The 25659-nt window shown below is 72.4% G+C and carries 23 protein-coding genes; 12 read left to right on the top strand and 11 right to left on the bottom strand.

Translation table 11 applies throughout. The annotated features are described in order from the left end of the window. Positions 1-6 precede the first annotated feature (6 nt). The 4 genes from ACFPM7_RS21180 to ACFPM7_RS21195 all read right to left on the bottom strand — a co-directional run bounded on the left by ACFPM7_RS21180 (position 7) and on the right by ACFPM7_RS21195 (position 7241). Complete coding sequence (locus ACFPM7_RS21180) at positions 7-1110, bottom strand: glycoside hydrolase family 43 protein (protein ID WP_378249416.1); 1104 nt, start codon at positions 1108-1110, stop codon at positions 7-9. 167 nt (positions 1111-1277) lie between these two features. Then, entirely contained in the window at positions 1278-5231 is a 3954-nt protein-coding gene (locus tag ACFPM7_RS21185) for an nSTAND1 domain-containing NTPase (protein WP_378249417.1), read from the bottom strand. Positions 5232-5389: 158 nt separating this feature from the next. Beyond that, positions 5390-6298 (bottom strand): zinc metalloprotease, encoded by a 909-nt coding sequence (locus tag ACFPM7_RS21190; RefSeq protein ID WP_378249418.1) that lies wholly within the window; start codon positions 6296-6298, stop codon positions 5390-5392. A gap of 106 nt (positions 6299-6404) precedes the next feature. Further along, positions 6405-7241, bottom strand: coding sequence for an FG-GAP repeat domain-containing protein (locus ACFPM7_RS21195; protein WP_378249419.1), 837 nt, complete (start codon positions 7239-7241; stop codon positions 6405-6407). Positions 7242-7539: 298 nt separating this feature from the next. Here ACFPM7_RS21195 and ACFPM7_RS21200 point away from each other — a divergent pair, with 298 nt between their 5' ends. Continuing rightward, entirely contained in the window at positions 7540-7989 is a 450-nt protein-coding gene (locus ACFPM7_RS21200; protein ID WP_378249420.1) for a lamin tail domain-containing protein, read from the top strand. A gap of 30 nt (positions 7990-8019) precedes the next feature. Here ACFPM7_RS21200 and ACFPM7_RS21205 read toward each other — a convergent pair whose 3' ends face one another. Next, entirely contained in the window at positions 8020-9246 is a 1227-nt protein-coding gene (locus ACFPM7_RS21205) for an FAD-binding protein (protein WP_378249421.1), read from the bottom strand. Between the two features lie 94 nt (positions 9247-9340). On the opposite strand from ACFPM7_RS21205, the gene ACFPM7_RS21210 reads away from it, so the two are divergent. After that, positions 9341-10792: a protein adenylyltransferase SelO gene (locus ACFPM7_RS21210; protein WP_378249422.1), complete on the top strand. Its 1452-nt coding sequence runs from the start codon at positions 9341-9343 to the stop codon at positions 10790-10792. Between the two features lie 12 nt (positions 10793-10804). Here ACFPM7_RS21210 and ACFPM7_RS21215 read toward each other — a convergent pair whose 3' ends face one another. Continuing rightward, on the bottom strand, positions 10805-12022 hold the full coding sequence (locus ACFPM7_RS21215; protein WP_378249423.1) for an MFS transporter: 1218 nt from the start codon (positions 12020-12022) through the stop codon (positions 10805-10807). Between the two features lie 443 nt (positions 12023-12465). Continuing rightward, a complete protein-coding gene (locus ACFPM7_RS21220) occupies positions 12466-13146 on the bottom strand; it encodes an ankyrin repeat domain-containing protein (protein WP_378249424.1) in 681 nt (226 codons plus the stop codon). 46 nt (positions 13147-13192) lie between these two features. Between ACFPM7_RS21220 and ACFPM7_RS21225 the strand changes: the two genes are divergently transcribed. After that, positions 13193-13597, top strand: a complete 405-nt coding sequence (locus ACFPM7_RS21225) for a nuclear transport factor 2 family protein (RefSeq protein ID WP_378249425.1) — start codon at positions 13193-13195, stop codon at positions 13595-13597. Here ACFPM7_RS21225 and ACFPM7_RS21230 read toward each other — a convergent pair. Continuing rightward, complete coding sequence (locus ACFPM7_RS21230) at positions 13594-14142, bottom strand: sigma-70 family RNA polymerase sigma factor (RefSeq protein WP_378249426.1); 549 nt, start codon at positions 14140-14142, stop codon at positions 13594-13596. The genes ACFPM7_RS21225 and ACFPM7_RS21230 overlap by 4 nt on opposite strands. A 63-nt stretch (positions 14143-14205) precedes the next feature. Between ACFPM7_RS21230 and ACFPM7_RS21235 the strand changes: the two genes are divergently transcribed. From ACFPM7_RS21235 to ACFPM7_RS21250, 4 genes are read left to right on the top strand one after another with little or no spacing between them, the layout of a single operon-like run. Next, the gene (locus tag ACFPM7_RS21235; RefSeq protein ID WP_378249427.1) at positions 14206-14910 is read left to right on the top strand and encodes a zf-HC2 domain-containing protein; all 705 of its coding nucleotides are present in this window, start codon (positions 14206-14208) and stop codon (positions 14908-14910) included. 57 nt (positions 14911-14967) lie between these two features. Then, on the top strand, positions 14968-15582 hold the full coding sequence (locus ACFPM7_RS21240) for a copper resistance CopC family protein (RefSeq protein ID WP_378249428.1): 615 nt from the start codon (positions 14968-14970) through the stop codon (positions 15580-15582). Continuing rightward, the gene (locus ACFPM7_RS21245) at positions 15579-16094 is read left to right on the top strand and encodes a copper chaperone PCu(A)C (protein ID WP_378249429.1); all 516 of its coding nucleotides are present in this window, start codon (positions 15579-15581) and stop codon (positions 16092-16094) included. The genes ACFPM7_RS21240 and ACFPM7_RS21245 overlap by 4 nt, the downstream gene beginning before the upstream one ends. Next, positions 16087-17313 carry a Dyp-type peroxidase gene (locus tag ACFPM7_RS21250; protein WP_378249430.1) on the top strand — a complete coding sequence of 409 codons (1227 nt, stop codon included), beginning with the start codon at positions 16087-16089 and terminating at the stop codon, positions 17311-17313. Before ACFPM7_RS21245 ends, ACFPM7_RS21250 begins: the two co-directional genes overlap by 8 nt. On the opposite strand, the gene ACFPM7_RS21255 is transcribed toward ACFPM7_RS21250, so the two are convergent. Then, positions 17306-17887, bottom strand: a complete 582-nt coding sequence (locus tag ACFPM7_RS21255; RefSeq protein ID WP_378249431.1) for a dienelactone hydrolase family protein — start codon at positions 17885-17887, stop codon at positions 17306-17308. The genes ACFPM7_RS21250 and ACFPM7_RS21255 overlap by 8 nt on opposite strands. Positions 17888-17972: 85 nt before the next feature. On the opposite strand from ACFPM7_RS21255, the gene ACFPM7_RS21260 reads away from it, so the two are divergent. Further along, complete coding sequence (locus tag ACFPM7_RS21260; RefSeq protein ID WP_378249432.1) at positions 17973-18947, top strand: helix-turn-helix transcriptional regulator; 975 nt, start codon at positions 17973-17975, stop codon at positions 18945-18947. A 72-nt stretch (positions 18948-19019) separates the two neighbouring features. On the opposite strand, the gene ACFPM7_RS21265 is transcribed toward ACFPM7_RS21260, so the two are convergent. Together ACFPM7_RS21265 and ACFPM7_RS21270 are read right to left on the bottom strand one after the other, a co-directional pair. After that, positions 19020-19895: a bile acid:sodium symporter family protein gene (locus ACFPM7_RS21265; protein ID WP_378249433.1), complete on the bottom strand. Its 876-nt coding sequence runs from the start codon at positions 19893-19895 to the stop codon at positions 19020-19022. Between the two features lie 230 nt (positions 19896-20125). Beyond that, entirely contained in the window at positions 20126-20878 is a 753-nt protein-coding gene (locus ACFPM7_RS21270) for a transmembrane-type terpene cyclase (protein WP_378249434.1), read from the bottom strand. A 292-nt stretch (positions 20879-21170) separates the two neighbouring features. Here ACFPM7_RS21270 and ACFPM7_RS21275 point away from each other — a divergent pair, with 292 nt between their 5' ends. The 4 genes from ACFPM7_RS21275 to ACFPM7_RS21290 all read left to right on the top strand — a co-directional run bounded on the left by ACFPM7_RS21275 (position 21171) and on the right by ACFPM7_RS21290 (position 25656). Further along, a complete protein-coding gene (locus ACFPM7_RS21275; protein WP_378249435.1) occupies positions 21171-22070 on the top strand; it encodes a class I SAM-dependent methyltransferase in 900 nt (299 codons plus the stop codon). Beyond that, entirely contained in the window at positions 22057-23142 is a 1086-nt protein-coding gene (locus tag ACFPM7_RS21280) for a prenyltransferase (RefSeq protein ID WP_378249436.1), read from the top strand. Before ACFPM7_RS21275 ends, ACFPM7_RS21280 begins: the two co-directional genes overlap by 14 nt. A gap of 31 nt (positions 23143-23173) precedes the next feature. Continuing rightward, complete coding sequence (locus ACFPM7_RS21285; RefSeq protein ID WP_378249437.1) at positions 23174-24592, top strand: cytochrome P450; 1419 nt, start codon at positions 23174-23176, stop codon at positions 24590-24592. A 62-nt stretch (positions 24593-24654) separates the two neighbouring features. Further along, positions 24655-25656 (top strand): polyprenyl synthetase family protein, encoded by a 1002-nt coding sequence (locus ACFPM7_RS21290; protein WP_378249438.1) that lies wholly within the window; start codon positions 24655-24657, stop codon positions 25654-25656. The last annotated feature ends 3 nt before the right edge of the window (positions 25657-25659 follow it).

Raw genomic sequence — 25659 nt, forward strand, 5'->3', positions numbered from 1 at the left:
GGTGACTCACTCGAAGAACTTCAGGCCCCACCCGGTGTCGGTCGTCGGGCCGGGGACGTTGGCCCGGCGGTAGGTGGTGTTGCCCCACCAGGCGAACGAGCCGGTGTACCAGTGGCGGTTGTCCCAGGAGTAGGGCGTGCCCTTGGCGACGGCGTGGAACATCAGTGGGAAGCGCGGCCCGGCGGGCGGGCTGGTGGCGATGTCACCGTTGAGCAGCACGAAGGAGTGGTGGCCAGGGCCGTTGACGTGCAGCGTCGGGTCCCAGCCCGCCATCATCGTGGCGCGGTTGGAGCCGAAGAGGCAGCCGTTGGACTTGTACCAGTCCCAGACGTGCGTGGGGTCGCCGCCCGCGCGCAGGCGCAGGTCGGCCAGGCAGTACTGCTCGCTCCAGCTCCCGTTGGCCGAGTAGACGATGTGCAGCTGGCCGTTGGGGTCGCGGATGGCCTCGGGGCTCTCGTTGATGAACGGGTTGCCGACGACGCGCTCCCAGGGTTCGCGCGGCTGGGAGATGATGAAACGCCCGCCGGTCGGGGTCAGCGGGTCGCGCATCCTGGCGATGTAGAGGTTCTGCTCGACGTTGGTGGTGCCCGCCCATCCCGACCAGACGAACCAGCGCTGCCCGTTGAAGGTGAACAGGGTCCCGTCGATGGCCCACCGGTCCTCGGGCAGGGCGAGCTTCTGGGCGGCGGTGTAGCCGCTGTCCGGACTGGCCGAGCTGATGGCGTACATGCGGTGGGCGGCGCCGCGGCCCATGGTGAAGTAGATGTAGTAGCGACCGGAGTCGGTGACCAGCTCCGGCGCCCACACCTCCCCCAGGTTGGCGGTGTCGGTCCAGACCACCCGGATCGGCGCGGCGGCGAGCCCCTCGGGCGAGGACGCCTTGCGGACACCGATCCCGCCACCCCACACCTGCGCGGAGATGTAGGTCCCGCCGACGCGGATCACGGTGGGGTCGGCGGCCCGCATACCGGTGTTGCCCGCGGCGGCGGGCTCGGCGGTGACGGGTTCGGCGGTGACGGTGGGAGCCACCAGGGCGGCGGCGATCAGGAGGACCGCGGCGGCTATCCACCGCCGGGGCGTGCGGGCAGGGCGCGAGAAGAGAGCGGTCATGGTCGGCTGCTCCGGGGTGATTGGTCGCGTTCAAGCGCCGGGAACGCCCGAAACGACACAGGGATGGACGCAATCACACACTTCTCAACACAGTGCGGACATTCCCGCACGGTGTCAAGACATCGCACCCACCACTGTCTCGATCACCAAGTCATCCACAGAGGACTTCAGCACCCGGGCGGCCGCTCCGAGGCGAGAGTGGCGCAGATCGTGCGCAGCGCCACCTCCGGGTCGACCGGCCAGAAGCCGATGTCACCGTCGGTCCCCGCGCTGAGCACCGTCTTCCCACCGTCGACGAAGCGGACCTGGTTGAGCGAGCCCGCGGCGTGGCCGATGTACTGGACGACCTCGTCGCCAGAGTCCAGCCGCCACAGGCGCACGATGGAATCCTCGGTCGTCGCGGTGGCGATCAGCCCGTCCGGGGACACCGCCAGGCTGCGGACCGCGGACGGGTGCGCGCCGAAATCGCCGCGGACCACCGATCCGGTCGCCAGGTCGATCACGTGCAACGTCGTCGTGGCGACGACGATGCGCCCGCCGTCGGGGGTGGGGGCCATGGCGTAGACATCACCGGGCAGCCGGAGCGTCCGCACCTCGGCGAATGTCGCGGTGTCCCACCCGAGCAGGAGTCCCCCAGGCGCGGCGGCCCGCAGCGTGGAACCGGTGAAGACGAGCGAAGAGGCGCCGGAAACGTTGATCCTGGCACGAACGCTGAGATCGTCGGTGGACCAGACCCTGATCTCGTGGCGCACGTTCGGGCCTCCCATGCTCGGCGCCGTGTTGAGGGCGGCGGCGACCAGTGATCCGTCGGCGGACATGGCAAGCTCGCTGCCCTGGCCCAAGAACTCGTTCCCCTCGCTTCTGCGGCCGTCGTGTTCGAGCACGCCGTCCGAACCGAGGAAGAAGAGGCGGCCGTCGGGGCCGTAGGCGACCTCCGGCGCGGGCGAGCGGGTCTTCCTGCGCTTCTCCGGGAACTGGCTGCCTCGGGTGAAGGTGTGCCACGAGCCGTCGGCGTAGGTGGCGGTGACGGCCCCCCGCTTCGGGTCGGCGTCCACGCCGATGGCGGCGGCGTGCCGGGCCGTGTACCAGGTGCCGCTGCGCCGCATCCGGGTGATCGTGCCGTCCACCGAGCCCACGACGACCGTCCCCGCGTCCGCCGAGACCGCGAGGGCCAGGATGCCCTGGGGGAGCGCGGCGTTTCGGGCGGTGAGAGTTCTGGTTCCGGTGTCCCACCGCGTGACCGTGGCTCCCGACGAGAACACCAGCTCTCCGCCGCCTCGGATGAGGGCGATCAGCCCAGCCTCGTCGGGGCTCACGTCGAGCACCCCTCTGCTCCGGCCGGTGGCCGTGTTCCACAGCGTGATCTCGGCGCTGCCATTGGCGGCGACGGCCAGCAACTCGCCCGCGGCGGCGATGGTGATCATGTCCCCACCGTCGTGGGGCTCGACCACCGTGGCGACCAAGCGGCCCTCGGCGACATCCCACACGCGAACCGCCCCGTCGGCGTAGGACGCGGCGATCCGCTCACCGGAGCCGTCGAAGCGCACATCGCTGATCAGGGTGGTCGAAGAGCCGAAGCGGGTGATCAACTCGCCGCTGGCCGCGTCCCACACCCCGATCTGGAACGCGCCGGTCTCGATGTCGATCGACGCCAGCGCCTTGCCGTCGGGCCGCCAGTCCGCGTGAGCCGTCGCCATCACGGTGGCGACGGGTGCGCCGTCGGAGACCCGCCACACCCGCAGACCGTCGCGCTGGAACGCGCCCGCGGCGACCAGCGTGCCGTCCGGCGAGAACCGCAGATCGCCCACTCCTGAGGACAGACCCGTCAGCGCGCGGCGCTCGCCGGTGTCGATGTCCACCAGCTCGACCCGCCCCTCCTCGGGTGAGACGGCCGCCAGGGTGCCGCTCGGGTCGGTGTCGATGGCGCTGACGATCCCGTCGGAGACGGGGAGCGTCGTGCGGGTGGTGAGCATCGAGGCCGAGACCAGCGCGCCGTGCGCCTGCGGGGTCCGCGCCATGTCCCACGCCCGCGCGGCCGTGGTCATGGCGCCGCGGACGTCGCCGGAGGCCATGGTCAGCGACTCGGCCGCCAACTGCCGCGACCGCGACAGCGTTTCCTCGCGCTCGGCTTTCGTCTGGGCCGAGGTCGCAAGCAGAGACGCGATCACCGCGATGACGGTGACCAGGACGAGCCCGGTGATGAGGCCGCCGGAGACCAGGGAGCGCACCCGCTTCGCCCGGGTGCCCGCGGCCACGAAGTCGCGCTCGTGCTCGGCGGACTCGCCCTCGGCGACCAGCGCGCGGGCCTCGTCCAGGCGTTCGCCCCGCAGCAGCAGGTCGGTGGGTCTGCCGTGGGCCGCCCAGTCGCGGGCGGCGTCCTCCAGGCGCTGGCGGGCGGCCAGCCGGTCGCGGTCGCGCTCGATCCAGGCGGCGAGCCGGGGCCAGGCGCTCAACAGGGCCTCGTGGCTGAACTGGACGGAGTCTCCGTCGACGGTCAGCAGGCGGGCGGCGACCCAGGGCGCGAGCACCGCGTCGGGCAGCGCGCCGCGGTAGACCCGGCGGCGGGCCACACCGCGGTCGTCGACGATGGTGACCATGTGCGGCAGCGTGGATTCCAGCAGCCGCCTGCCGTCGGGTCCCGCGTCGGCGTAGAGCGCTTCCGCGCTGGCGGCGACGGCCGAGCCGATGCCGCCGGTGGCCTGGTAGGCGGCGAGGGTGAGGCCGCCGGAGTCCCAGGTGGCGCGCAGCGCGTGCGCCAGCAGCGGCAGCGCGCCGCCGTCGGCGCGCGCGCCGAGGTCGGCCAGCAGCCGCGCAGGCAGGCCCGCCTCGACGGGGGCGCCGACGCGCTCGGCGGGCTCGGTGATCACCCGGCGCAGGTCGGCCTCGGTCATCGGGCCGAGGACGCGGGGCGCGGCCACGGCGTCGGCCAGTTCGGTGAACTCCGCGCAGCGGTCGAAGAAGTCGCCGCGCACCGCGAGCACCACCACAGCCGCCGTGCGGGCCGAGGCCAGCGCCGCGACGAACGCCTCGCGGACCGCGGGCTCGGCGCACTGGGTGAACAGCTCCTCGACCTGGTCGACCACGATGACCAGACGCGAGTCCCACGAACCGCGCAGCGCAGCCTGGCGGGCGAACGCGCCGTAGGAGCCCGGGTCCGCGCGCAGCCGCTCCGCGACGCCGACGGCGGCGACCCTGGCCACCGCCGCGGTGCGCGCGGCCAGCTCGGCCAGCGGGTCCGCCCCCGGCGTGAACACCACCACGGGCCAGGCTGCCGACCCGGGGACGGCGTCCTCGGCGAGGGCGGGGAGCAGCCCGGCCCTCAGCAGTGAGGACTTGCCCACCCCGGAGGCCCCGACGACGAGCAGCGGCGTCCCGTCCCGCTGCCGCTCGGCGATCGCGGCGACGAGGTCGTCCACGGCTTCCTCGCGCCCGAAGAACCACGGCGCGTCCTCGGCCTGGAAGCCGGCCAGCCCCGGGTACGGGCACGGCCCGCCCGCGGCCGGGGACCCGGTCTGGCGCAGCGCGCGCCGCATCCGCGCGAGCCCGACCAGCACCCGCTGGGTGAAGCGGCCGTCGGCACGCTCGCGGGCGCGGCGGTCGACCAGCTCGCGCTGCACGTCGGCGATCGCGTCGTGCGAGCGCTCCACCAGGTCGCGCACCTCGGCCAGCGCCCACCGCACGTCGCCGAACTCCTCGTGCAGCGCGGCGGCGGCGGTCAGCAGCTCCAGGTGCAGGCCCGCGGCGTGCTCGGCGGACTCGGCCAGCGCGCACTCGACCGCGTCCACCGCCCGCAGGACCGCGCGGACCTCGGCGACCAGCTCGGCGTGCTTGCCGCTGTCGGGTTCGCCGTCCAGCCGCTGGGCGAGGGCCTCGGCGAGGAGTTCGCGCCACTGCTCGTCGCCGACCTGCCCGCCCTTGGCCCGCACGTCCCCCGCCACGTTCGCCATGACGGTCGCGAGGTGGTTGGTGCCCATCCCGCCGAGCTGGTTGAGCGCGATCTCGAACTCACCCGCCGCGCCGAGGGCGGGCCCGGCCAGCGGCGCGACCGCGGCGGCGGTGAGGAACGCGTAGATCCCGTACGGGCTGGCTTTGCGCAGGCCCCGCCCGGTCGAGGCGCCCACCGAGCGCACCCAGGCACCCAGCCCCCGACGTGATCGAGCGATGGCGTCCTCGGACACTGATCCCTCCCAGCGCGGCGGCCTGCGCCGCAAACGCTAGGGCGGGCCCAGGCGCCCCCACCACGGAATCGCCGACGATCACCCCAACAGCCCAACAGCGGTCAGGACCGCTCGCGGTCGTAGCGGTGGTCGGGCGGCTCCGGGGGCCAGGCGACTCCCCCGCCGTCCCAGATCCGCTCGCAGTCGCCGTGCCTGCCGCAGTCGCGGGCCTGGTCGCGCCACCCGGCGATGGCCAGCAGCCCGGCCTTGTCGCCGCGGGCGAGAACGCTGCCCCACCCGTCGACGTCATCGATCTGGCGCCGCGATGACATCAGGCCGAACTCGCCGTGGAACTTGGCGCCGTAGTGGTTGAGGCCGAGCATGTGGCCCAGTTCGTGCATGACGAGCAGCGCCACCTGGTGCATCGCCTCGCGGTCGCCGTCGTTGGTGTCCTCGAACAGCTCCTGCCAGGCGTCGGTGTGCAGCAGGGCCACCCGGCCGCCGGTGAACACCATGCCCCGCTGGTCCAGCCGGGTGCCCGGGTACGCCCGGCCCTTGGCCCCGGTGAGGTTCGGGTCGAAGGTGATCGCGATCTCCCCGTCGGGGTGCTCGGCGTCGAGGTAGTCCTGGCCGTCGTAGTCGTCGTGGCGCAGCCTGCCGCCGGACCACTTGTTCAGCTCCTCCAGCATCTTCGGCAGGAACCGGTCCATCGCCTTGAGCCAGTAGTCCTCTTTGCGCACCTTCGGATTGCTGTCGGGGAGTCCGCGCAGGTTGCGGTAGAGCTTGACGTGGTAGCGGTCGAGCAGCTCGTAGTAGGCGGGATTCTCCAGGCCGCGGTATTCCGAGAGGTTGAAACCGAAGCGGTTCTCCTCCCCCGTCGCGTCGCCGGGGATCGGGTCGATCAGCATCTTGTCGGGCTGGTACGGAGTTCGCCCCAGATCCTCGTCGTAGGGCGGCCTGTCGGCGGCCGCGCTCGGCGCGACCACGACCGCCGAGGCCATCATCAGCACGGCGACCAGGAACCTTCGCATCTCATCCCCCTGTCGGACAACGGGTCTGTGACGAGTGTGCCCGCGGTGTGCGGGCCGCGACCAGGCACGGCAAGGGGAATCGACCGGGAAGTGTGACGCCTGCCCGTCAGACCCGCTCGGTGAACGCCCCCGTCCCGTCGTTGTGGAAGTGGCGCACGGTGACAGTCCCGCCCGCGCGCTCGATCACGCCCACGTCGGGCACCTGGTCGTTGTCCAGGTCGGTGACGAACACCTCGTAGGTGGTGGAGGTGTGCGGCGTGCGCCCGAAGACGACCGGCGCGCCGCCGCCGCCGAAGTGCAGTTCCGCGGTGGTGTAGGAGAACTCGCAGCGCCGGGACAGCAGCATGTCCTGTCCCCCGTCCCCGTCGAAGTCGGCGAAGGCGTGCTGCGGGATGGGCGCTGAGCTGCATACGTCGATCGGACCGGGCACCAGCGTCCCGGCGGGGGTGTTGAGCCACGACTTCAGCTGGACGACCTGGTCACTGGACTGCCAGATGTCCTCCAGCCCGTCGCCGTTGAAGTCCACCTTGCGCAGCGTGCTGGGGAAGCTGATCCCTTCGAGCTGCGCCACCGGCTGGAACCGGCGCAGCACCAGCAGGTCCCGTCCCGGCGAGTAGCTGCTGAAGTTCGCCGCGACGATCTCGGCCACCCGGTTGCCGCCGAGGTTCACCACCTCGCCCATGTTCGGGCAGTAGGGGGCGTGGGTCACCGGCGAGGTGTACGTGTGGGTGACCGCCGGTCGGAAAGCCCCGTTCGCCCGCCGGTACTCCACCGTCAGCGTGCACGTCGGACTGCTCCCCACCGGCCCCAGCGTGACGCGGTCCGCCCTCCCGTCGTTGTTCAGGTCCCCCAGGAACGCCTGCCCCGAGTTCCCCGCCACCGCGCTGCCCGGCACTCCCGCCGCGAGGACCACCGCGACCAGGGCGACTCCGAGTTTCCGCATGATGTCTCCTCCCCTGCCATCACTCTGGACATCTTCAAGATCGTCATTCGGGCGCCCGTCGTTAGCGGCGATCGAGAACCGGAAACGTGAGCGATCATCCAGAATCCACAGGGGACGGGTGGCGCCCCGTTCGCGGCACACCCCGTTACACAACAACACGATCACGGAAAGAATGTGGCGCTGACACCGATGCCGTCATGCCTATCCCCAGAACGGGTGACACGACAAGTGGTCGGTAACAGCCGGTGGCCCATCTCCGACACCCCCGCTGAACCAACACCGTGAGAGGAACACCTTGATGCGCACAAGGGCCGCCGCCATCACCGTCGCCGCCATGTCCGCCGTTCTCGGTCTCGCCAGCGCGCCCACCGCGGCGGCCGCGGGCGGCGTCGTGGTCTGGAACGCCCAGTACGACTCGCCGGGGGCTGACAAGGGCGGCAACGCCAGCCTGAACGGCGAGTACATCACGCTGAAGAACACCTCGACCAGCGCCAAGACCATCACCGGCTGGACGCTGCGCGACAAGGCGAACCACATTTACAAGTTCCCGGCGACCACGATCGGCGCGGGCAAGTACCTCTACGTCCGCACCGGCAAGGGCACCAACAACGCGACGACGCGCTACTGGAACAAGACCTGGTACGTCTGGAACAACTCCGGCGACACCGCGTACCTGCGCAACGCCTCGGGGGCCAGCGTCTCCACCTGCAGCTGGGGCTCGGGCAAGACGGTCAAGCACTGCCGCTGACGGGACGAGGCCGCCTCGGCAGGGGCGGCCTCACCGGAAGACGCGCTGGTCGAGGTAGTCGTTGCCGAACTTGCCGCCCGGGTCGAGGCTCTCCGCCAGCGCGCGGAAGCGCGGCAGCTCCGGATACAGCTCCGCGAAGGGCAGCGCGGCCGTGGCGAGCTTGCCCCAGTGCGCCCGTGCGCCGAACGGCGCGAGCCGGGCCTCGATCTCCGGCAGCAGGGCCGCGACGGCCTCCGGCTTGGGCTGCCAGGTGAAGTGCAGGCACAGGCGGTCTCCGCCGTGGGCCGGGCTCAGCCACAGGTCGTCCCCGGCGACGGCCCGGATCTCCGAGACGAACAGGGCGTCGGCCAGCTTCGGGCCTATCTCGCGCAGGGCTGTCAGGGCGGGCACCGCGTCGGCCCAGGGGACGAAGTACTCGCTCTGCAGCTCCTCCCCCACGCTCGGGGTCGCCTCCAGGCGGAAGTGGGGCAGGCGGGTGTGCCACGGGCCGGGTGTGCCCCAGTCGGTGAAGTGCGGCCCCGGCGGCTCGGCGATCGCGGTGGCGGGCGCGAGCACAGCGGGCACGGCGAACTCCGCGCCCGGCTCCACCCGCGTCTTCACCATGATCATGCCCGGGTCGTCCTCGACCCACCGGGTGAACAGGCTGACGCTGTACCCGCAGCCCTGCACCTCGTCCCACGCCTCCAGCAGCGCGCCCCACCCAAGGCCGTAGTAGGCGTCCTGGCGCAGGTCGTAGGGCCGCACCAGATCGAGGGTCACCCTGGTGACCACCCCCAGTGCCCCCAGGCCCACCGCCGCACCGCGCAGGGCGTCGTCGGCGCGGGTGAAGCGGCGCAGGTCGCCGTCGGCGGTCACCAGCTCCACCCCGGACACCGCCGCCGACAGCGTCGGGTTGGCCCGGCCGGACCCGTGCGTCGCCGTGGCCACCGTGCCCGCCACCGAGCAGTGCGGCAGCGAGGCCAGGTTCCCCAAGGCGAAACCCGCGTCGTGCAGCGCCGGGGCGACATCGCCGTACCGGACGCCCGCTCCCACCGTCACCGTCCGCGCCTGGGCGTCGATCTCCACGGGAATGTCCAGATCGGACAGATCCAGGTGCGTCCCGCGGCTGTCGGCGACGTCGCTGAAGCTGTGCCGGGTGCCGACGGCCTTCACCACGGCGTGCCCGGCCACCAGCTCCCTGACCTCGTCCACCGTCCGCGGCCGCAGGACCCGCTCGGCGCCGTAGACCAGGTTGCCCGCCCAGTTTCGCTCACCCACGAGGCCACACTACCCACCGTTGCCCGGGAAACCCCCAGGCCTGTCGCACGCCCGGTGAACCGAGTCACCCGGGCGCGGCACGTACGGTGGCACCGTGAGCCTCTCGCCCCCCACCGTCGCCTTCAGCGACCAGTTCGCCCGCGCGCTCCCCGAGCTGGCCGTGCCCTGGCAGGCCGAGGAGACGCCGGAGCCGCGGCTGCTCCGCCTCAACGAGCCCCTGGCCGCCGACCTCGGCATCGACCCTGCCTGGCTGCGCGGCCGGGAGGGGACCCGGCTGCTGGTGGGCGCCCACGTGCCCGACGGCGCGACCCCGGTGGCGCAGGCGTACGCGGGCCACCAGTTCGGCAACTACTCCCCGCGCCTGGGCGACGGCCGCGCGCTCCTGCTCGGCGAACTCGCCCACCCCGACGGCCCGCGCGACCTGCACCTCAAGGGCTCGGGCCGCACCCCGTTCGCCCGCGGGGGCGACGGGCTGGCCGCGGTGGGCCCGATGCTGCGCGAGTACGTCGTCAGCGAGGCGATGCACGCCCTGGGCATCCCCACCACCCGCTCACTGGCCGTCGTGGCGACCGGGCGCACCATCCAGCGGGAGGAGAGGCTGCCGGGCGCGGTGCTCGCGCGCGTGGCGAGCAGCCACCTGCGGGTCGGCAGCTTCCAGTACGCGCGCGCCACCGACGACGTCGACCTGCTGCGCAGGCTGGCCGACTTCGCGATCGCCCGCCACTACCCGGCCGTCGCCGACGCCGAGCACCGCCACTTGGCCCTGTTCGAGGCCGTGGTGTCCGCGCAGGCGTCGCTGGTGGCCCGGTGGATGCTCGTCGGCTTCATCCACGGGGTGATGAACACCGACAACATGACCATCTCCGGCGAGACGATCGACTACGGCCCCTGCGCGTTCATGGACGCCTACGACCCGGCCACCGTCTACAGCTCCATCGACCGCGGCGCCCGCTACGCCTACGGCAACCAGCCCCGCGTCGCCGAGTGGAACCTGGCCCGCCTGGCCGAGTCCCTCCTGCCCCTGCTCGCCGACGACCAGGACGAGGCCATCGCCCTGGCCGTCTCGGCCCTGGGCGCCTTCGGCCCCCAGTACGACGCGGCCTGGACCGCGGGCGCGCTGACCAAGCTCGGCCTCCCCGCCGACGACTCCGCGACCCCCCTGGTCCACGACCTGCACACCCTCCTGCAGGCCAACCACGTCGACCACACCACCTTCCACCGCCACCTCTCCTCCGCCGCCCGCGGCGCCCCCGAACCCGCCCGAGCCCTGTTCCTCGACCTGCCCGCGATCGACGCCTGGCTCACCCGCTGGCGCGCCCTGTCCCCCGACGCCGACGCCATGGACCGGGTGAACCCGGTCTACATCCCCCGCAACCACCTCGTCGAGGAAGCCCTGGCCGCGGCCACCGAGGGTGACCAGACCCCGCTCGACCGCCTGCTGGACGCCGTCACCCACCCCTTCACCGAGCGGCCCGGCCTGGACCGGTACGCCTCCCCGGCCCCGGAGGACTTCGCCGCGCGGTACCAGACCTTCTGCGGCACCTGAGGTTCCTTGCGTTCACCCCTGCGGCCGGCGCCGCCGGATCGTCCAGATGACCGGCAGCAGGGACAGGGCGAGCAGCGCGCCGATGAGCCCCAGCGACGGGAAGCCGATGCCGGCCACGACGACGCCCGAGAGCAGGCCGCCGGTCGCCCCCGACAGCGCGACCGACACGTCCAGCACGCCCTGGGTCCGGGCCCGGGTGGCCAGCGGCACGCTGGTGGTGATGATCGCGGTTCCGGCGACCAGGCCGAGGTTCCAGCCGAAGCCGAGCAGGGCCAGCGCCACCGACAGCAGCGGCACCGAGTGCCCCGGCGCGGTCGCGGCGAGCAGGCCCGCGGCGACAAGCACCACACCGGCCGCCATCGACACGCGGTGCGGGCCGAAGCGGTCGGTGAGGATGCCCGTGACGGGGGACGGCAGGAACATCGCCGCGATGTGGACGGCGATGACGAGCCCGGCGGCCGCGGTGCTGTGCCCGTGGTCGCTCATGTGGATCGGCGTCATCGTCATGATCGCGACCATCACCAGCTGGGTGAGCACCATGACCGTGCCCCCGGTGACCACCCCCCGCCGATCGTCGCGCTCGGCGACCCCGCGCCGCTCGTCCTCGCGCCGCAGGCTGGCCGCCATCAGCAGGGGGTCGGGCCGCAGGAAGGCGGTCAACACCACCGCGGCCGTCACGTACGCGACCACCGCCAGCAGGAACGGGCCGGTCAGCGCGGGCAGCCCGAGCCTCTCCGCGACCGCGCCGGTGGGAGCCGCGAGGTTGGGCCCGAGAACCCCGCCCACGGTCGTGGACACCAGCACCGTGGACACGGCCCGCCCCCGCCGCTCCGGCTCAGCGAGGTCCGCCCCCGCATACCGGGCCTGCAGATTCGTCGCCGTCCCCGCCCCGTAGACGACCAACGAGGCGAACAACAGCCCAGCCGACCCCACCGCCCCCGCGACCACGATCCCCGCCCCACCGAGCGCCCCGGTCAAGTACCCGATGGCGAGCCCGGCCCGCCGCCCACGCGCCTGCGACAGCCTGCCCACCACCACCGCCGAAACCGCCGACCCAGCCGTCGTGAGCGCGATGGCCACCCCGGACAACCCGGTGGACCCCAACACGTCCTGCGCGAGCAACACCCCCACGGTCACCCCCGCCGCGAGCCCAGCCCCACTGAGCACCTGCGACACCACCAGCACGACCAAGGTCCGCCGCTGCACCCGCGCGGGCGACGCCTCCCTCACCCGCCCACTCCGTTCAGCCATGGCTCCCCCTCACCGCCCATCCCCGCCACCGCACCGCCACAGGCGACGCCTCCCGCACCCCAGCCACGATTCCCCTCTCCGTCCACCCGCCGACACACCCCCACAACGATGCCTCCGTCACTCCAGCCACAGCCTCGCCCCCCACACCCGCCGACGCCCCCTTCACTCCGGCAGCAGCTCCTCTCACACCCACCGACACCTCCGCACCCCAACCACGACTCCCCACACCCGCCGACGCCCTCCGCGCTCCCACCGCGATTCCCCTCACCCTCCACACCCCTAAACGATCCCTCCATCCCCGCCGACGCTCCGTCCCGCGGTCCACACGAACCGCCACCCCCGATCCATCCCCAGCCACGAACTTCCCCAGGAAACCCACCCCCCACACCACATAACCTGGCGGCGGGGGGCCGGATACTCGCCTACCCCCTCCCCCGCAACCACCCCACCAGCTCCTCCGACCCCGCCGCCGCGTCCACCGGCGTGGACCCGTCCCACGGCGCCACCCACCCCACATCCGCCCCCCGCTCCACCAGCACCCGCGCCACCGCACCCCGCCCGCCATGGCACGCGAACCACAGCGCCGCCCCCAACTCCGACTGCCCCGCCCCCACCAGGAGTTCCCCGACCCGCTCCACCATCCCCAGCGCCGCCGCGTCCTCCAGGTCGACCGCCGCTCCCCGCTCCACCAGCCTCCCCGCCGCCGCCCACTGCCGGAACCCGACCGCGTTCTTCAGCGGCGGCCCGCCGCCCAGCACCGAGCCCGGCGCCTCGATGTCGGCCCCGGCGTCCAGCAGCGCGTCGAGCGCGGCCACGTCATCGCAGCTGGCCGCCCAGTGCAGGGGTGTCTCCGCGTGCGCACCCGCGAAACGCGCGTTGACGTCGGCCCCACCGGCCACCAGGGCAGCCACGACCTCGGCTCCCCTGGGAAACTTCCCGGGGAAGTCGGTCGCCAGGTGCAGGCTCGTGCGCACCATCCCCTCGCTGTCGCGCACCCCCACCCGCGCGAGCCCGGCATTCTCCGCAAGGAACCCGACGTCACCGGAGCGGATCGCCCGGACCAAGGCCACCGCGGCCGGGTCCGACGCGTCGATGAGCTGCACCGAACCGACACTACCGGTGTCAGCGGGCCGTGCGACCCTGCCGGGCATGGAGGAGACCGTCAGTCGCTACTGCGCCGCCTGGAACGCCCACGACGTCGATGCCCTGTTGTCGATGCAGACCGACGACATGGTCTTCCACCTGCACCTCGAAGGCTCCGGCGAGGTGGCGGGGGCCGAGGCCCTGCGCGCGCAGTACGCCGCCTTCTTCCAGGTGATGCCCGACTATCGCGCCGACCCCACCCGCACCACCGTGCGCGGCGACCTCGCCGTCGTCGAGTACACGATCGCCGCCACCCTGGCCGAGCCCTTCCCCATCGGCGCCTTCACCGGTCTGCCTGGCCGCGGCGCGCGCTTCGAGGCGTGCGACATCCTCCGGCTCGCCTGCGGCAAGGTGGCCCGCAAGGACGTCTACGTCGACGCGTTCGCCCTGCGCGCGGGGTGGGGAGACTAGAAGCCCGACGCGGCGTCCGCGTCGGCGGCGGCGATGAGGTCGTCGCGGGCGCGGGCCACGCGGGAGCGGATGGTGCCGATCGGGCACTCGGCGATCTCGGCGGCCTCGGCGTAGGACAGGCCGAGCACCTGGGTCAGGACGAGGGCCTCGCGGCGCTCCTCGGCGAGCCCGGCCAGCAGCAGCGACAGGTCGACCAGGTCCTCGAACCCGCCGCGCGCCGTGCGGCGGTCGGCTTCGGCGAGCCAGTCCGCGCCGTCGCTGACGCGCGGCCTGCGCTGCGCCCGGCGGACGTGGTCGACCACCACGCGGCGGGCGATCGAGAGCAGCCACACGCGCGCGGGCGCCCGGCCCTCGAAGCCCGCCAGGCTGCCGATCGCGCGCTCGTAGCACTCCTGGGCGAGGTCGTCGGCCTGGTCGACGCTGGCGAGGTGGGCGACGAAGCGCCACACGTCGCGCTGCGTCGCGCGCACGAACCGCTCCAGCGCGTCACGGTCGCCCTTGCGCGCCCGCAACGCCCAGCCGGTCACCTCGTCATCGGTCGTCACGGTTCCGAAGCGTAACGGGGTCCCGCCGGGAACCCTTCGGCCGAACGGAGCGACCATGTAGTCGTGGTCTGTGACACCTGCCGCGAAGCGCTCTCCGCCCGCATCGACGGCGAGGCCGGCCCCGTGCCGCCCGCCGAGGTCGACGCGCACCTCGCCGACTGCCCGGCCTGCACCGCCTGGCTCGCCAAGGCCGAGGTCGTGAGCAGGCGGATGCGGGTGCGCGAAGCCGTCCCGGCCCCCGACCTCACCGCGGCGGTGCTCGCCGCCCTGCCGCCCCAGCGCACCGCCCCCCGCGCCCGCATCGCACTCGGCGTCGTCGCCGTGCTGCAGATGGGCGTGGTGATCGCCCAGGTGCTCGGCGCGGGCGCCCACGCGGACCACACCTCGCCCGGCCACCTGTTCAACGAGGGCATCGCCTGGAACGCCGCGCTCGCCATCGGCCTGCTCATGGCCGCCATCCGCACCGACCAGGCCCGCGGTCTGCTCACCACGCTCACCGCGTTCGTCGGCGTGCTGGGCGCCTACTCCGTCTACGACCTGTTCACCGCGGCGGCCTCGCCCTACCGGGTCCTCTCCCACCTCCCGGTCGTCGCGGGCCTGCTCCTGCTGCACGCCATCTCCCGCGCGCACCGCGCGCCGCCCTCCCCCGCCGACCGGCAGAGCACCGACGACCACCACTCCGCGCACCCGACGACGGACTCCGAGGGCGCGACGCCCCGCACCCCCGGCACCGGTCCCCTCCGGCCCACTGCCCGGCACGCGGCCTAGGCCGCGGATCACACCTGGACCGGGAACCAGCCCGCCGCCGCGGGCGACTCCTCTCGTGTGCGCATCACAACCCTCCCGAGGGCCGCGGCCGTGCTCGCCGCGGCGGCGGTGCTGCTCGCCGCCGGGCCGCCCGCGTACGCCCATGACCAGGTGCTGGCGCAGTCGCCCGCCGCCGACGCCGCGCTGGACGCCTCGCCGCGGCGGGTGTCGCTGACCTTCACCGACACGCCGCTGGACATCGGCGCCGTGGTGATGGTCGTGGACCCGGCCGGGAGGAACTGGGCGGCGGGCGAGCCGAGGATCAGCGGGGCCACGGTGGAGCAACCGGTCGGCGCGCTGCCGGACGGCCACTACCAGGTCCGCTGGCGCGTGGTCTCCGCCGACGGGCACCCGATCAGCGAGAGCTACCCGTTCACCGTCGGCGACGCCGCGGGCGCGCCGACCTTCACCCGGCAGGCCCCGCCAGCCGGACCCGACGGCCCCGACAACGCCAACCTGGGCGAGTTCGCCCTCACCGACGCCGCCGACGCCGCCGACGCCGACGCCGAAGACAGCACCGTCCGGACCGTGCTCGTCGCAGCCGCCGGCGCGGTCGCGGGCCTGCTCCTGTTCGCCGCCGGGCTGTTCACCGCCGGGCAGAGAAAGCGATCCACCACGAAGGGAACACCATGACGATCCGACCGCGCGGCATGCTCGCCTGCGCTCTGCTGGCGCTGGGCTTGGCCGGTCTGACGGGCTGCTCCGGCGCCGACGCCACCGACGCCCCGCCCGCGCAGCAGGCCGCGAGCGTCACCATCCGCGACGCGTGGGTCAAGTCGGCCGACTCCGGCATGTCGGCGGCCTTCGGGGTCCTGGTCAACTCCGGTCCGACCGACGTCACCGTGGTCTCCTCGAACTCGGAGTCCTCCCCCATGATCGAACTGCACGAGACCGTGGAGAACGACAGCGGGCAGATGGTCATGCGGGAGAAGGACGGCGGCTTCGTCATCCCGGCGGGCGGGGAGTACGCGCTGGCGCCCGGCGGCAACCACATCATGCTCATGGACCTCGCCAAGCCGGTGAAGGCGGGCGACACCGTCGCCTTCACGGTGACCTTCGCCGACGGCTCCACCTACGGCTTCGACGCCCCCGCCAAGGATTACACCGGCGCGAACGAGCAGTACGAGCACGGCGAGCATGGCTGACCGCAGCCGCAGGGCCGTGCTGCTGGGCGGCGCGGCCGCCGCAGGGGTGGGCGCGGTCGCCGCGGTCGGGATGGACGCCTTCGCCGCGGGCCGCGCGAGCGACGCACGCGCCGCCGCCGAGGCCGCCGCGGTCTCCGGCAACGGGCCCCGCACCATCCCGTTCCACGGCGAACACCAGGCCGGGATCGAGATGGTCCCGCAAGCCCACCAGAGCCTGGTGTCGTTGTCGCTCAAACCCGACACCGACCGCGACACCATCCGCCGGCTGCTCATCACCCTGACCGATGACGCCGCCCGCCTCACCCGCGGCACCTACGCCCTCGCCGACTCCGAACCCGAGCTGGCGCTGGTCCCCGCCCGCCTCACCGTCACCTTCGGCTTCGGCCGCGGCCTGGTGGACCGGGTCGCCCCCGGCGCCGCCCCAGCCTGGCTCTCCGACCTGCCCGCCTTTCCCATCGACCGGCTCCACCAGTGGTGGAACGGCGGCGACCTCGTCCTGCAGATCGCCGCCGACGACCCGCTCACCGTCGCCCACGCCCAGCGCATGCTCCTCAAGGACAGCCGCACCGCCACCACGGTCAAGTGGGTGCAGACCGGCTTCCGCCGCGCCTACGGCTCCGAACGCCCCACCCGCACCACCCGCAACCTCCTCGGCCAGGTCGACGGCACCGTCAACACCATCCCCGGCACCGACGACTTCGCAGGCGTCGTCTGGCGCGGCGCGACCGAGAACCCCGCGTGGCTGGCGGGCGGCACGGGTTTCGTCGTACGCCGCATCGAGATGCTGCTCGACAAGTGGGACCGCCTCGACCGCACCGGCCGCGAGCAGTCCGTCGGCCGCCGCATGGACTCCGGCGCCCCGCTCACCGGCCGCCGCGAGACCGACGAGCCCGACTTCGCCGCCACCAGCCCGTCCGGGTTCCCCGTCATCGCCGAGTTCGCCCACATCCGCCGAGCCCGCACCGACGACCCCCGCCAGCGCGTCTTCCGCCGCGCCTACAACTACGACCTGGCCCCCGAGGTCGGCCAGACCTCCAACTCCGGCATGGTCTTCACCAGCTACCAGCACGACGTCACCGCCCAGTTCCTCCCCATCCAGCGACGCCTCGCCGAAGTGGACCTGCTCAATGAGTGGACGGTCCCCATCGGCTCCGCGGTCTTCGCCATCCCACCGGGCTGCGCCGAGGGCGGTCACATCGGCGAAACCCTCTTCACCTGACCCGGGCGAGGAACGCCGCCGACCGTTCGAGCACCAGCGCGGCGGCAGCGGCGTCGTAGGTGGGCAGGGAACTGTCGGTGAACAGGTGCGCGCCGCCCGGGTACAGGAAGAGTTCGGCCAGGTCCGGGCCCGCGGTCTCGGCGAGTTCGCGCGCGGCGGGGAGGTCCTCGGCGAAGAACTCGTCGCCGTCGGCGCCGTGGATCTGGACCGGCAGGCCGTCGGGCCACGGGCCGAAGGCCCACTCGCCGGTGACCGGGATGCAGGACTCGTAGAGCAGCGCGCCCCGGGCCCCCGGCCGCGTCTGCGCCAGCCGCTGGGCCACCGCCTCCCCCGCGGAGAAGCCCGCGTAGACCAGCTCGGCGGGCAGGTCGGCGACCGCGCGGTCGGCCCGCCGGTCCACCTCGTCGCCGAGTTCGCGGAGCAGCGCGAGACCCGCCTCGACGCTGTCCGGGAGGACTCCGTCGAACAGGTCCGGGACGTGCACGGTGTGCCCCGCGGCGCGCAGGCCGTCGGCGAACGCGCGGACCCCCTCGGTGCACCCCCGGGCGTGGTGGAACAGGACGACCTCGGTCATCGTGGTTACTCCAAACTGCCGATCCGGTGGATGCCGCAACCCTAGCCCCAGTTCCGGACGAATCCGTTCCGCTTAGGATCGGTCCATGGCCGCAGTCAGCCCCGCCTCCCGCGCGCTGCGGGTGCTCACACTGCTCCAGGACCACCCCGGCATCACCGCGGACCGCCTCGCCGAGCAGCTCGGCGTGACCCCGCGCGCCGCACGCCGCTACGTCGCGATCCTGCGCGACGCCGACGTCCCGGTGGAGTCCGTCCGCGGCCCGTACGGCGGCTACCGGCTGGGCCGCGGCGTCCGCCTGCCCCCGCTGGTCTTCACCGCCACCGAGGCGCTCGGCCTGGTCATGGCCGTGCTTGACGGCAACCATCCGGTGGACGACGACGGACCCGTCGGGGCCGCCATCGGCAAGCTGATCCGGGCGCTGCCCGAACCCGTCGGCCGCCCGGCGGCGACCGTGCGCCACCACACCGCCACCGCCCCGGCCCGCATCCCCCGGCCCGATCCGGCCAGGACGATCACCCTCGCCACCGCCGTCGCCCACCACCGCCGCGTGCGCCTGGCCTACCGCAGCCAGGCGGGCAAGGAGTGGCGGGAGGACGTGGACCCGTGGGCCGTCGTCGTCCGCCACGGCCTGTGGTACCTGCTGTGCCACTCCCACCGCGCCGACGCCGTCCGCACCTACCGCGTCGACCGGATCAGCGCCGTCGAGGAGAGCGAGCAGACCTTCACCCCGCCCGCCGGGCTCGACCCCGTGCCGCTGCTGGAGACCCACCTCGGCTCCGGCCGCGAGTTCGAGACCAGGGTCCTCTTCACCGCCCCCCACGCCGAGGTCGCCCGGCACGTCACCCCGCCCATGGGCCGCTTGGAGCCGGTCGACGACGGCCACTGCCTGCTCACCGGCAGCACGAGCAACCCGGCGATGGTGGCGGGCGAATGGCTCTCCGCCATCCCCCACCCCTTCCGCGTCGAGGGCGGACCCGAACTGCGGGCCGCCGTCGACGCGCTGGCCGAGCGCCTGGCCGACGCCGTCGCGGAGACGCCGCCTGGCCGCACCCTCGATTGAAGGTCCACAGTGGCCAGAATGCGCGCAACCCCCGGGGCTTGGCCGCCCCGGGGGTGCGCGTTCACAGCCGAGCTAGACCGTCACGCTCACCCGCTGATCGGCCGCCGCGCGCCGCTTGCGACCCAGGTACCAGGCCAGCGCACCCGCCGGGATGAACATGATGAAGCCGTACACCGCGCCCGGCACCGCCATCTGCTCGTTGCCGATCACCGTGAGCGCGACCGCGATGGCCAGCGCCGCGTTGTGGATGCCGACCTCGAACGCCGAGGCGACCGCCTGCGGCTGGCCGACCTTCGCCAGCCTCGGAATCCCGTAGCCCAGCGCCAGGCTCAACAGCACCATGATCGCCGTCGCCACCCCGACCGCCGCGAAGTACTCGCCGATGTTCTCGCGCACCGACATCAGCGTCCCGAAGATCACGATCCCCAGCACGATGACCGACGCGATCCGCACCGGCTTGGCCATCCGGTCGGCGAAGGCCCGGTTCCCCTTGCGGACCGCCATCCCGATCACCACCGGGATCAGCACGGTCGCGAACACCATCAGCAGCTTGCCCGTCTGCATCCCGACCTCGGAGCCGGCGCCGAGGTAGGCGTCGATCGCGAGGTTCACCACGATCGGCAGGGTCACGATGGCCAGCACGGAGTTGATGGCGGTGAGGGTGATGTTCAGCGCCACGTCCCCGCCCGCGAGGTGGCTGAGGATGTTGGCGGTGGACCCGCCCGGTGATGCCGCGAGCAGCATCATGCCGACCGCCAGCACCGGGGAGAGGTCCAGCACCCAGATGATCCCGATCGTCAGCACCGGAAGGATCACGATCTGGGTGAGCAGCGCGAGGAACGCCGCCTTGGGGACCTTCGCGACCCGGGTGAAGTCGGCGACCGTCAGGTTCAGGCCTAGGCCGAACATGATGATCCCGAGGGCGATCGGGAGGAAGACTGTCGTCATCAAAGTCGACGAGGGCATCACGACTCCTGCCGGACGTGACCGTCAGGCCACCTGGTGGGACCCCAGGTTCGAGCAGAGTGGACGCGGGTCGCAAGGGATCGCGGGGTGGAGGGTGGCTATTCAGCACGCAGGGAGTAAAGGGCCTCCCGCTTGGGCATGTTGGCGGGGTAGGCGTCCGATCGGGCGAATCCGCTTCGGACTCTTGGCAACGGGGCTGAGGACTGGGGGGATCAGGAGGTGGCGCTTGCCGTCGCCGCGGGGCGGGGGGCCGCGTCAGGTTCGGCGGGGTGCTCGCGTTCTGTGGTGATTCGACGGCGCAGGATCACGCAGTACATGAGGTCCAGGACGAAGCAGGCGACGTAGAGGAAGGTGAGCAGGCCGCCGCGGGCGAAGTCGTCTCGGGAGAACAGGAACAGGGTGAGGGAGAACAGGGCTGTTCCGGTCATCTTGGCGATCGCGATGGCCATCGACTGGCCGCGGGAGGAGCGGCGGTGTTGCACCATCGCGACGAAGGCCGCCGACATCACCAGGTTCACACCGTAGATGGTGTAGGCGCCGCCGTAGTCGCCGAACTCCTCGATGAACGCGATCTGGCACCAGCCGGCGATGACGATGCCGAGGGCGACCTGCGCCCATACGGCGTAACGCTTGCGGTCGGGGAACTCCACCGGGGCGAAGCGCAGGATCTGGGTCAGGATCGCCAGGTCGATGGCCAGCCAGGCGTAATTGGACAGCCGCAGCAGTCCTTCGGCCGGGTAGACGAAGGAGAAGATGGCCTCGCAGGAGATGTTCGCGCACAGGGCGACGATCGGCATGCCGAAAGTGCGGTCCTGGAAGCCTTTCCTGATGACGAGCAGGTAGGCCCCGATCCAGAACAGGGTGCCGATCCCGGCCAGGATGGTGAACGCGGTCGGCGCGGGGATGTCGAACAGCACGATCGGGCCGTCGTAGAGCTCCCTCGGGCCGGGCTCGCTGAAGTTCACTACCCCTCCGCATTCATGGGTTGCGCCGGGTGGAATCGCACTCGCGCGGGTGCGGCATCGGCGCCGTCAGGGTACTGATCGAACCATAGAGGACCGCATCGGGTCGCACGCTGCATGAAGTTGCCACCTCTCGCAGGTTGTTGCCAATCTGCGCGGTCACCCCCGCGCGCGACCCCATCCGCGCTGCAATGAGCGCGGCTCGATAGTCACGTAGCGCGCGAACACCCCCGGTCTGTGCGTCGCCGACTACCCGTGCTGTAGCCCGAGACCTGATCCCAAGGAGACGCACCCGGTGAAGCAGGACCATGGTGCACACGCGCACGACCTCGATCCGGCCTCGCCGGAGCACCGTGAGGACAGCATCGAGCTGCTGTTCCAGACGCACTTCTCCCAGCGCTACGGCGCGGGGGTGCCGGTGACGGCCGACAAGGCGGCCTCGGCGGTGCGCCTGCGCGAGGTGTGGCGCGAGCACCGGGTCGGCGCGACCGTCGGCGTCGATGTCGACCGATTCGTCGAAGACGCGTTCCTGTCGCTGCAGTACGCCTATAACCGCAAGTACGGCCAGTGGGACAAGGTAAACGACCTGCGGGCGCTCTACCAGGACACGTGGCACGCGCGTATCGCGCCGTTCACCTCGGCGCTACCACAGGATGCGACAGTGCTCGGCGTCGGGGCCAACGACGGCCGCGAGGTGCGCCAGCTCTTCGGCGACCGCGACATCGCCATCGACCTGCTGGACATCAGCTCCGAGGCGATCAGCAGGCTCGGCGGGCAGCTCGGGGAGTTCCGCGCCGTCCGCGGCTTCGTCGGGTCCTTCGAGGACTGGCGACCCGTCGCCGCCGACTACGACCTCTTCTTCTCGCTGCGCACGCTCAACAGCACCTCGGTCGACCGCGCGGCCTGCGTCCGCAAGTCGGTGAGCCTGGTCAGGCCGGGCGGCACCCTCGTCTACTCGGTGTCCAACGGCTACATCCACGAAGTGGACGGCGTGCCGCGGGCGGTGCGGGGGATGTTCTCCTACGACACCGCCACGATCGACGCCGAGCGGCCCAAGGCGATCGCGCACGAGATCGTCGACCTGCTCTGCGCCGAGGACGTCACCGTGGTCGACGTGGCCGACGAGCCGACCGAGATCTTCATCATCGCGCAGAAGAAGCAGTCCGGAAAGGTGTCTGTCCATGGCGAACTTTGAGCGTTCCGCGGCGTACTTCAGGCTGGTGCGGCCTCATTGGACGATCGCCAGCACGCTCGCGGTCATGATCGGCATCCTGCAGGCCTGGGCCGAGGGCTACTCCAACCTCCTGCTCGCCGCCCTCGTCGTCGGCGCCGCGTTCATCCAGCACGCCGTCATGGAGGTCTGGGACGAGCTGAAGGACTACAGCCACTACCGGCAGGACGTCTACGCCGACGCGGCGCAGCCGCCGACCCTGTTCTCCGGGGGCAGCGGCGTGCTGACCGGGCGGCTGCTGACCGTGCCGCAGGTCTGGCGGTTCTTCTACACCCTGCTCGGGATCTACGTCGTCGTGCTGGGCGGGATCATCGCCTTCTCCGGGTGGCGCTTCCTGCTGTGCGTCGCGGCGGGCATGTTCTTCATGTTCGGCTACAACTCGCTGCTGAAGCTCTCCTACGTCGGGCTCGGCGAGTTCTCCAACTTCGCCGGCTTCGGCCCGATCCTGGTCTGCTCGGCCTACCTGGCGATGCGCATGGACGCCACCAGCGGCGACCCGGGCGCCGGGAGCTGGAACCTGCTCGCCTACGTCAGCGCGACCGTGCTCGTGCAGTCGCTGATCCTCGGCACGGTGTGGTTCGGCAGCCTGCACATCCAGGAGATGCTCGACTACGACGAGGACAAGGCCGGGGACAAGAAGACCCTCGTCGTCCGCTTCGGCAAGACCTACGCCTCGCGGGTCCCGTTCGTCACCGCGCTGGTCATCCTGGGCCTCGCGGTCTGGCTGATCACCGTCGACCCCGCCTTCGCGTTCGTGCTGCCCGGGGTCCTGCTGAACGTCGTGGAGACCGCGCAGTTCATGAGCCGCTGGCAGGACGAGGACTACTTCATGCGCAAGATGAAGAGCTTCTTCATCTACCGCAACTTCGTCCTGATCTCCCTCGGCCTGGTCGTCTCCGCCGCCTTCCGCGACCTGCCGCAGGCCGCGGGGACCGCGGCGCTGGTGACGCTGTTCGCGCTGACCGCGCTCACCTCGGTCCCGGCGCTGTCCTTCCTGGCCAAGAGCCGGGTATTCACCTTCGCCCGCGCGGCGTGACACCCGCCGCCCGCACGCGAGCAGAACACCGATGAGGAGCGAACTGGCCGTGGCGACCCTCCCGGACGTCGGGACGCCGATCCGGCGGATTCCGCGCATCCCGCTCTCCCGCGACCTCGACCACCTGCCCGGCGCCTCCGGCGCGCTCGCCGGGTACCGCAACGTGCTGGGCTGGGTGCGCCGGGGCGACGCCCACCTGCGGGACCAGGTCGCCCGGTACGGCCCGGTCTACCGGCACATGTTCGGGGTGGACCCGATCGTGTGTGTCGCCGACGCCGAGCTGGTGTCGCGGATCGGCCGCAACCGGGAGAAGACCTGGTCGGCGGGCGTGGCCTGGGGCTACTACCTGTCCGGGATGGACGAGGACATCCAGGGCTGGGACGGCATCCTCACCCTGGACGACCGCCCGCACCGCGACGTGCGCAAGCTGCTGTCCCCCGCGTTCGGCCCCGAGGCCCTGGAGTCCTACGCGCGCGGCTGCGAGGACCTGATCGAGCAGGAGGTCTCCTCCTGGGTCGGGCGCGGGCGGGTCGAGGCCAAGGCCGCCTTCCGCAAGCTCCTGGTGCGGATCTCGGCGATGATCTTCATGGGCGAGCGGGACGAGAAGGAGGCCGAGCGCCTCGACCGCACCATCCGCGACCTGTGGCTAGCCAGCTTCACCCCCGCGCTGGGCATCCCGCTCGGCGCGGTCCGGTCCCGGATGGTCAGCTCGTACCGGCGGCTGCTCAAGGCGCTGCTGGCGCGCATGGCCGAGGACCCGAACCCCACCGGCACCGACCTGTTCAGCCGGTTCTGCCGCTCCCGCGGCGAGATCGAGTGGGCCGACGACGAGACGCTGGCCAGGACGTTCATCTCCACGATGCTCGCCGCCTTCGACACTAACACCCTGTCGATGAGCAGCATGGCCCACGTCCTCTCCCACCACCCCGACTGGCAGGAGCGGCTGCGCGCCGAGGCGCTCGACGCCGTCGAGCCCGGCGTGCGGGGCCTGGCGCGCATGGAGCAGACCGAGAACGTGTGGAACGAGACCATGCGGCTGTTCCCGGTGGGCTCGCACGTGATGCGGCGGCCCCTGGTGGACGTGGAGCTGGCGGGCCACGCGATCCCGGCGGGCACCCTGGTCTACGCGCTGCTCGGCCCCCCGATGCGCGACCCCGGGGCGTGGACCGACCCGGCGGCGTTCGACCCGGAGCGCTTCGCGGCGGGGCGGACCGAGCACCGCGCGAAGCCGGGCGTCTTCGCCCCCTTCGGCCTGGGCGCGCACGCCTGCGTCGGCGGCCTGCTGGCCGCCCACCAGGTGAAGATGATCTACCGGACCCTGCTCTCCCGCGCGCGGATCGAGCCCGTGGGACCGATGCACCACCGGCACAGCTACGCGCCCCTCGGCGCGGTCGCGGGGCGCGTGCGCGTCGAGCTGCGGCCGCTCGGCGACGGGGCGGGACGGCGATGACGGCGGAGGCGGTGGCGACGCAGCCGCCCGCGCTCCCCCACAGCGAACGGCCAGGAGGACCCATGATGAAGACCATCGGCAACACCGCGTACTTAGAGCTGGCCACGTGCGTCGCCGACGCGCTGGCCGCGTTCCTGGACGGTCTGCCCGCCGACCCCGGCGACCTGCTCATCGACCGGATGCGCCACGCCTGCTTCCCCACCGGCAAGCTGGTGCGGCCCACCCTCTTCGCCGCGTCGGCGGGCCTGTGCGGGCGCGATCCCCGCGAGGTCGTCGCCGTGGCCGTCGGCCTGGAGATCGGCCACACCGCGAGCCTCGTGCACGACGACATCATCGACCGCGACCCGATCCGCCGCGGCCGCGAGTCCGTGTGGAGCCGCTACGGCGCCGACAGCGCGATCCTGACCGGTGACGCGCTCTTCTTCGCCCTCTTCCGCGCCGTCGCCGACACCGGGGCCGACCCGTTCGCCACGGTGGAGGCGGTCAAGGCCATCGCCGAGGTCGGCCACGAGCTGTGCCTGGGCCAGTCGATGGAGGCCGAGGCCACCCGCACCGCCGACCTGAGCTGGAACACCTACCACCGGGTCATCTACCTGAAGTCGGCCTCCTACATCCGGCTGTGCACCGAACTGGGCGCCGTCCTCGCGGGCGCGACCCCCGAACAGCGCGCCCTGCTGCGCGGCTTCGGCGAAGACCTCGGCATGGCCTTCCAGATGCAGGATGACGTCCTGGCCTACGTCAGCACCCTGGACACCGCGGGCAAGGACCCGCTGAGCGACATCCGCTCCCGCCGGGCGTCCCTGCCGGTCGTCATCGCCAACGAGCTGGGCTCCGACGCCGAGCGCGCCCTGCTCCAGCGCTACTTCGCCGCGGGCGCGCTGACCGCGGGCGAGGAACAGGCGCTGGTCGCCCTGTTCGGCTCCGAGCCGGTGCTCAAGCAGGCGGGCACCCTCGCCGCCGACCGCCTCGACAGCGCGATCCAGGCCCTGACCGCCTTCCCGGACTCGGGCTACCTCGCCGTCCTGCGCGACATCACCTCAGCCCTCGAAGGCAGGCAGTGGTGAGCT

Origin of the sequence: Actinokineospora guangxiensis (assembly GCF_042657845.1) — a bacterium.
Lineage (GTDB): Bacteria > Actinomycetota > Actinomycetes > Mycobacteriales > Pseudonocardiaceae > Actinokineospora > Actinokineospora guangxiensis.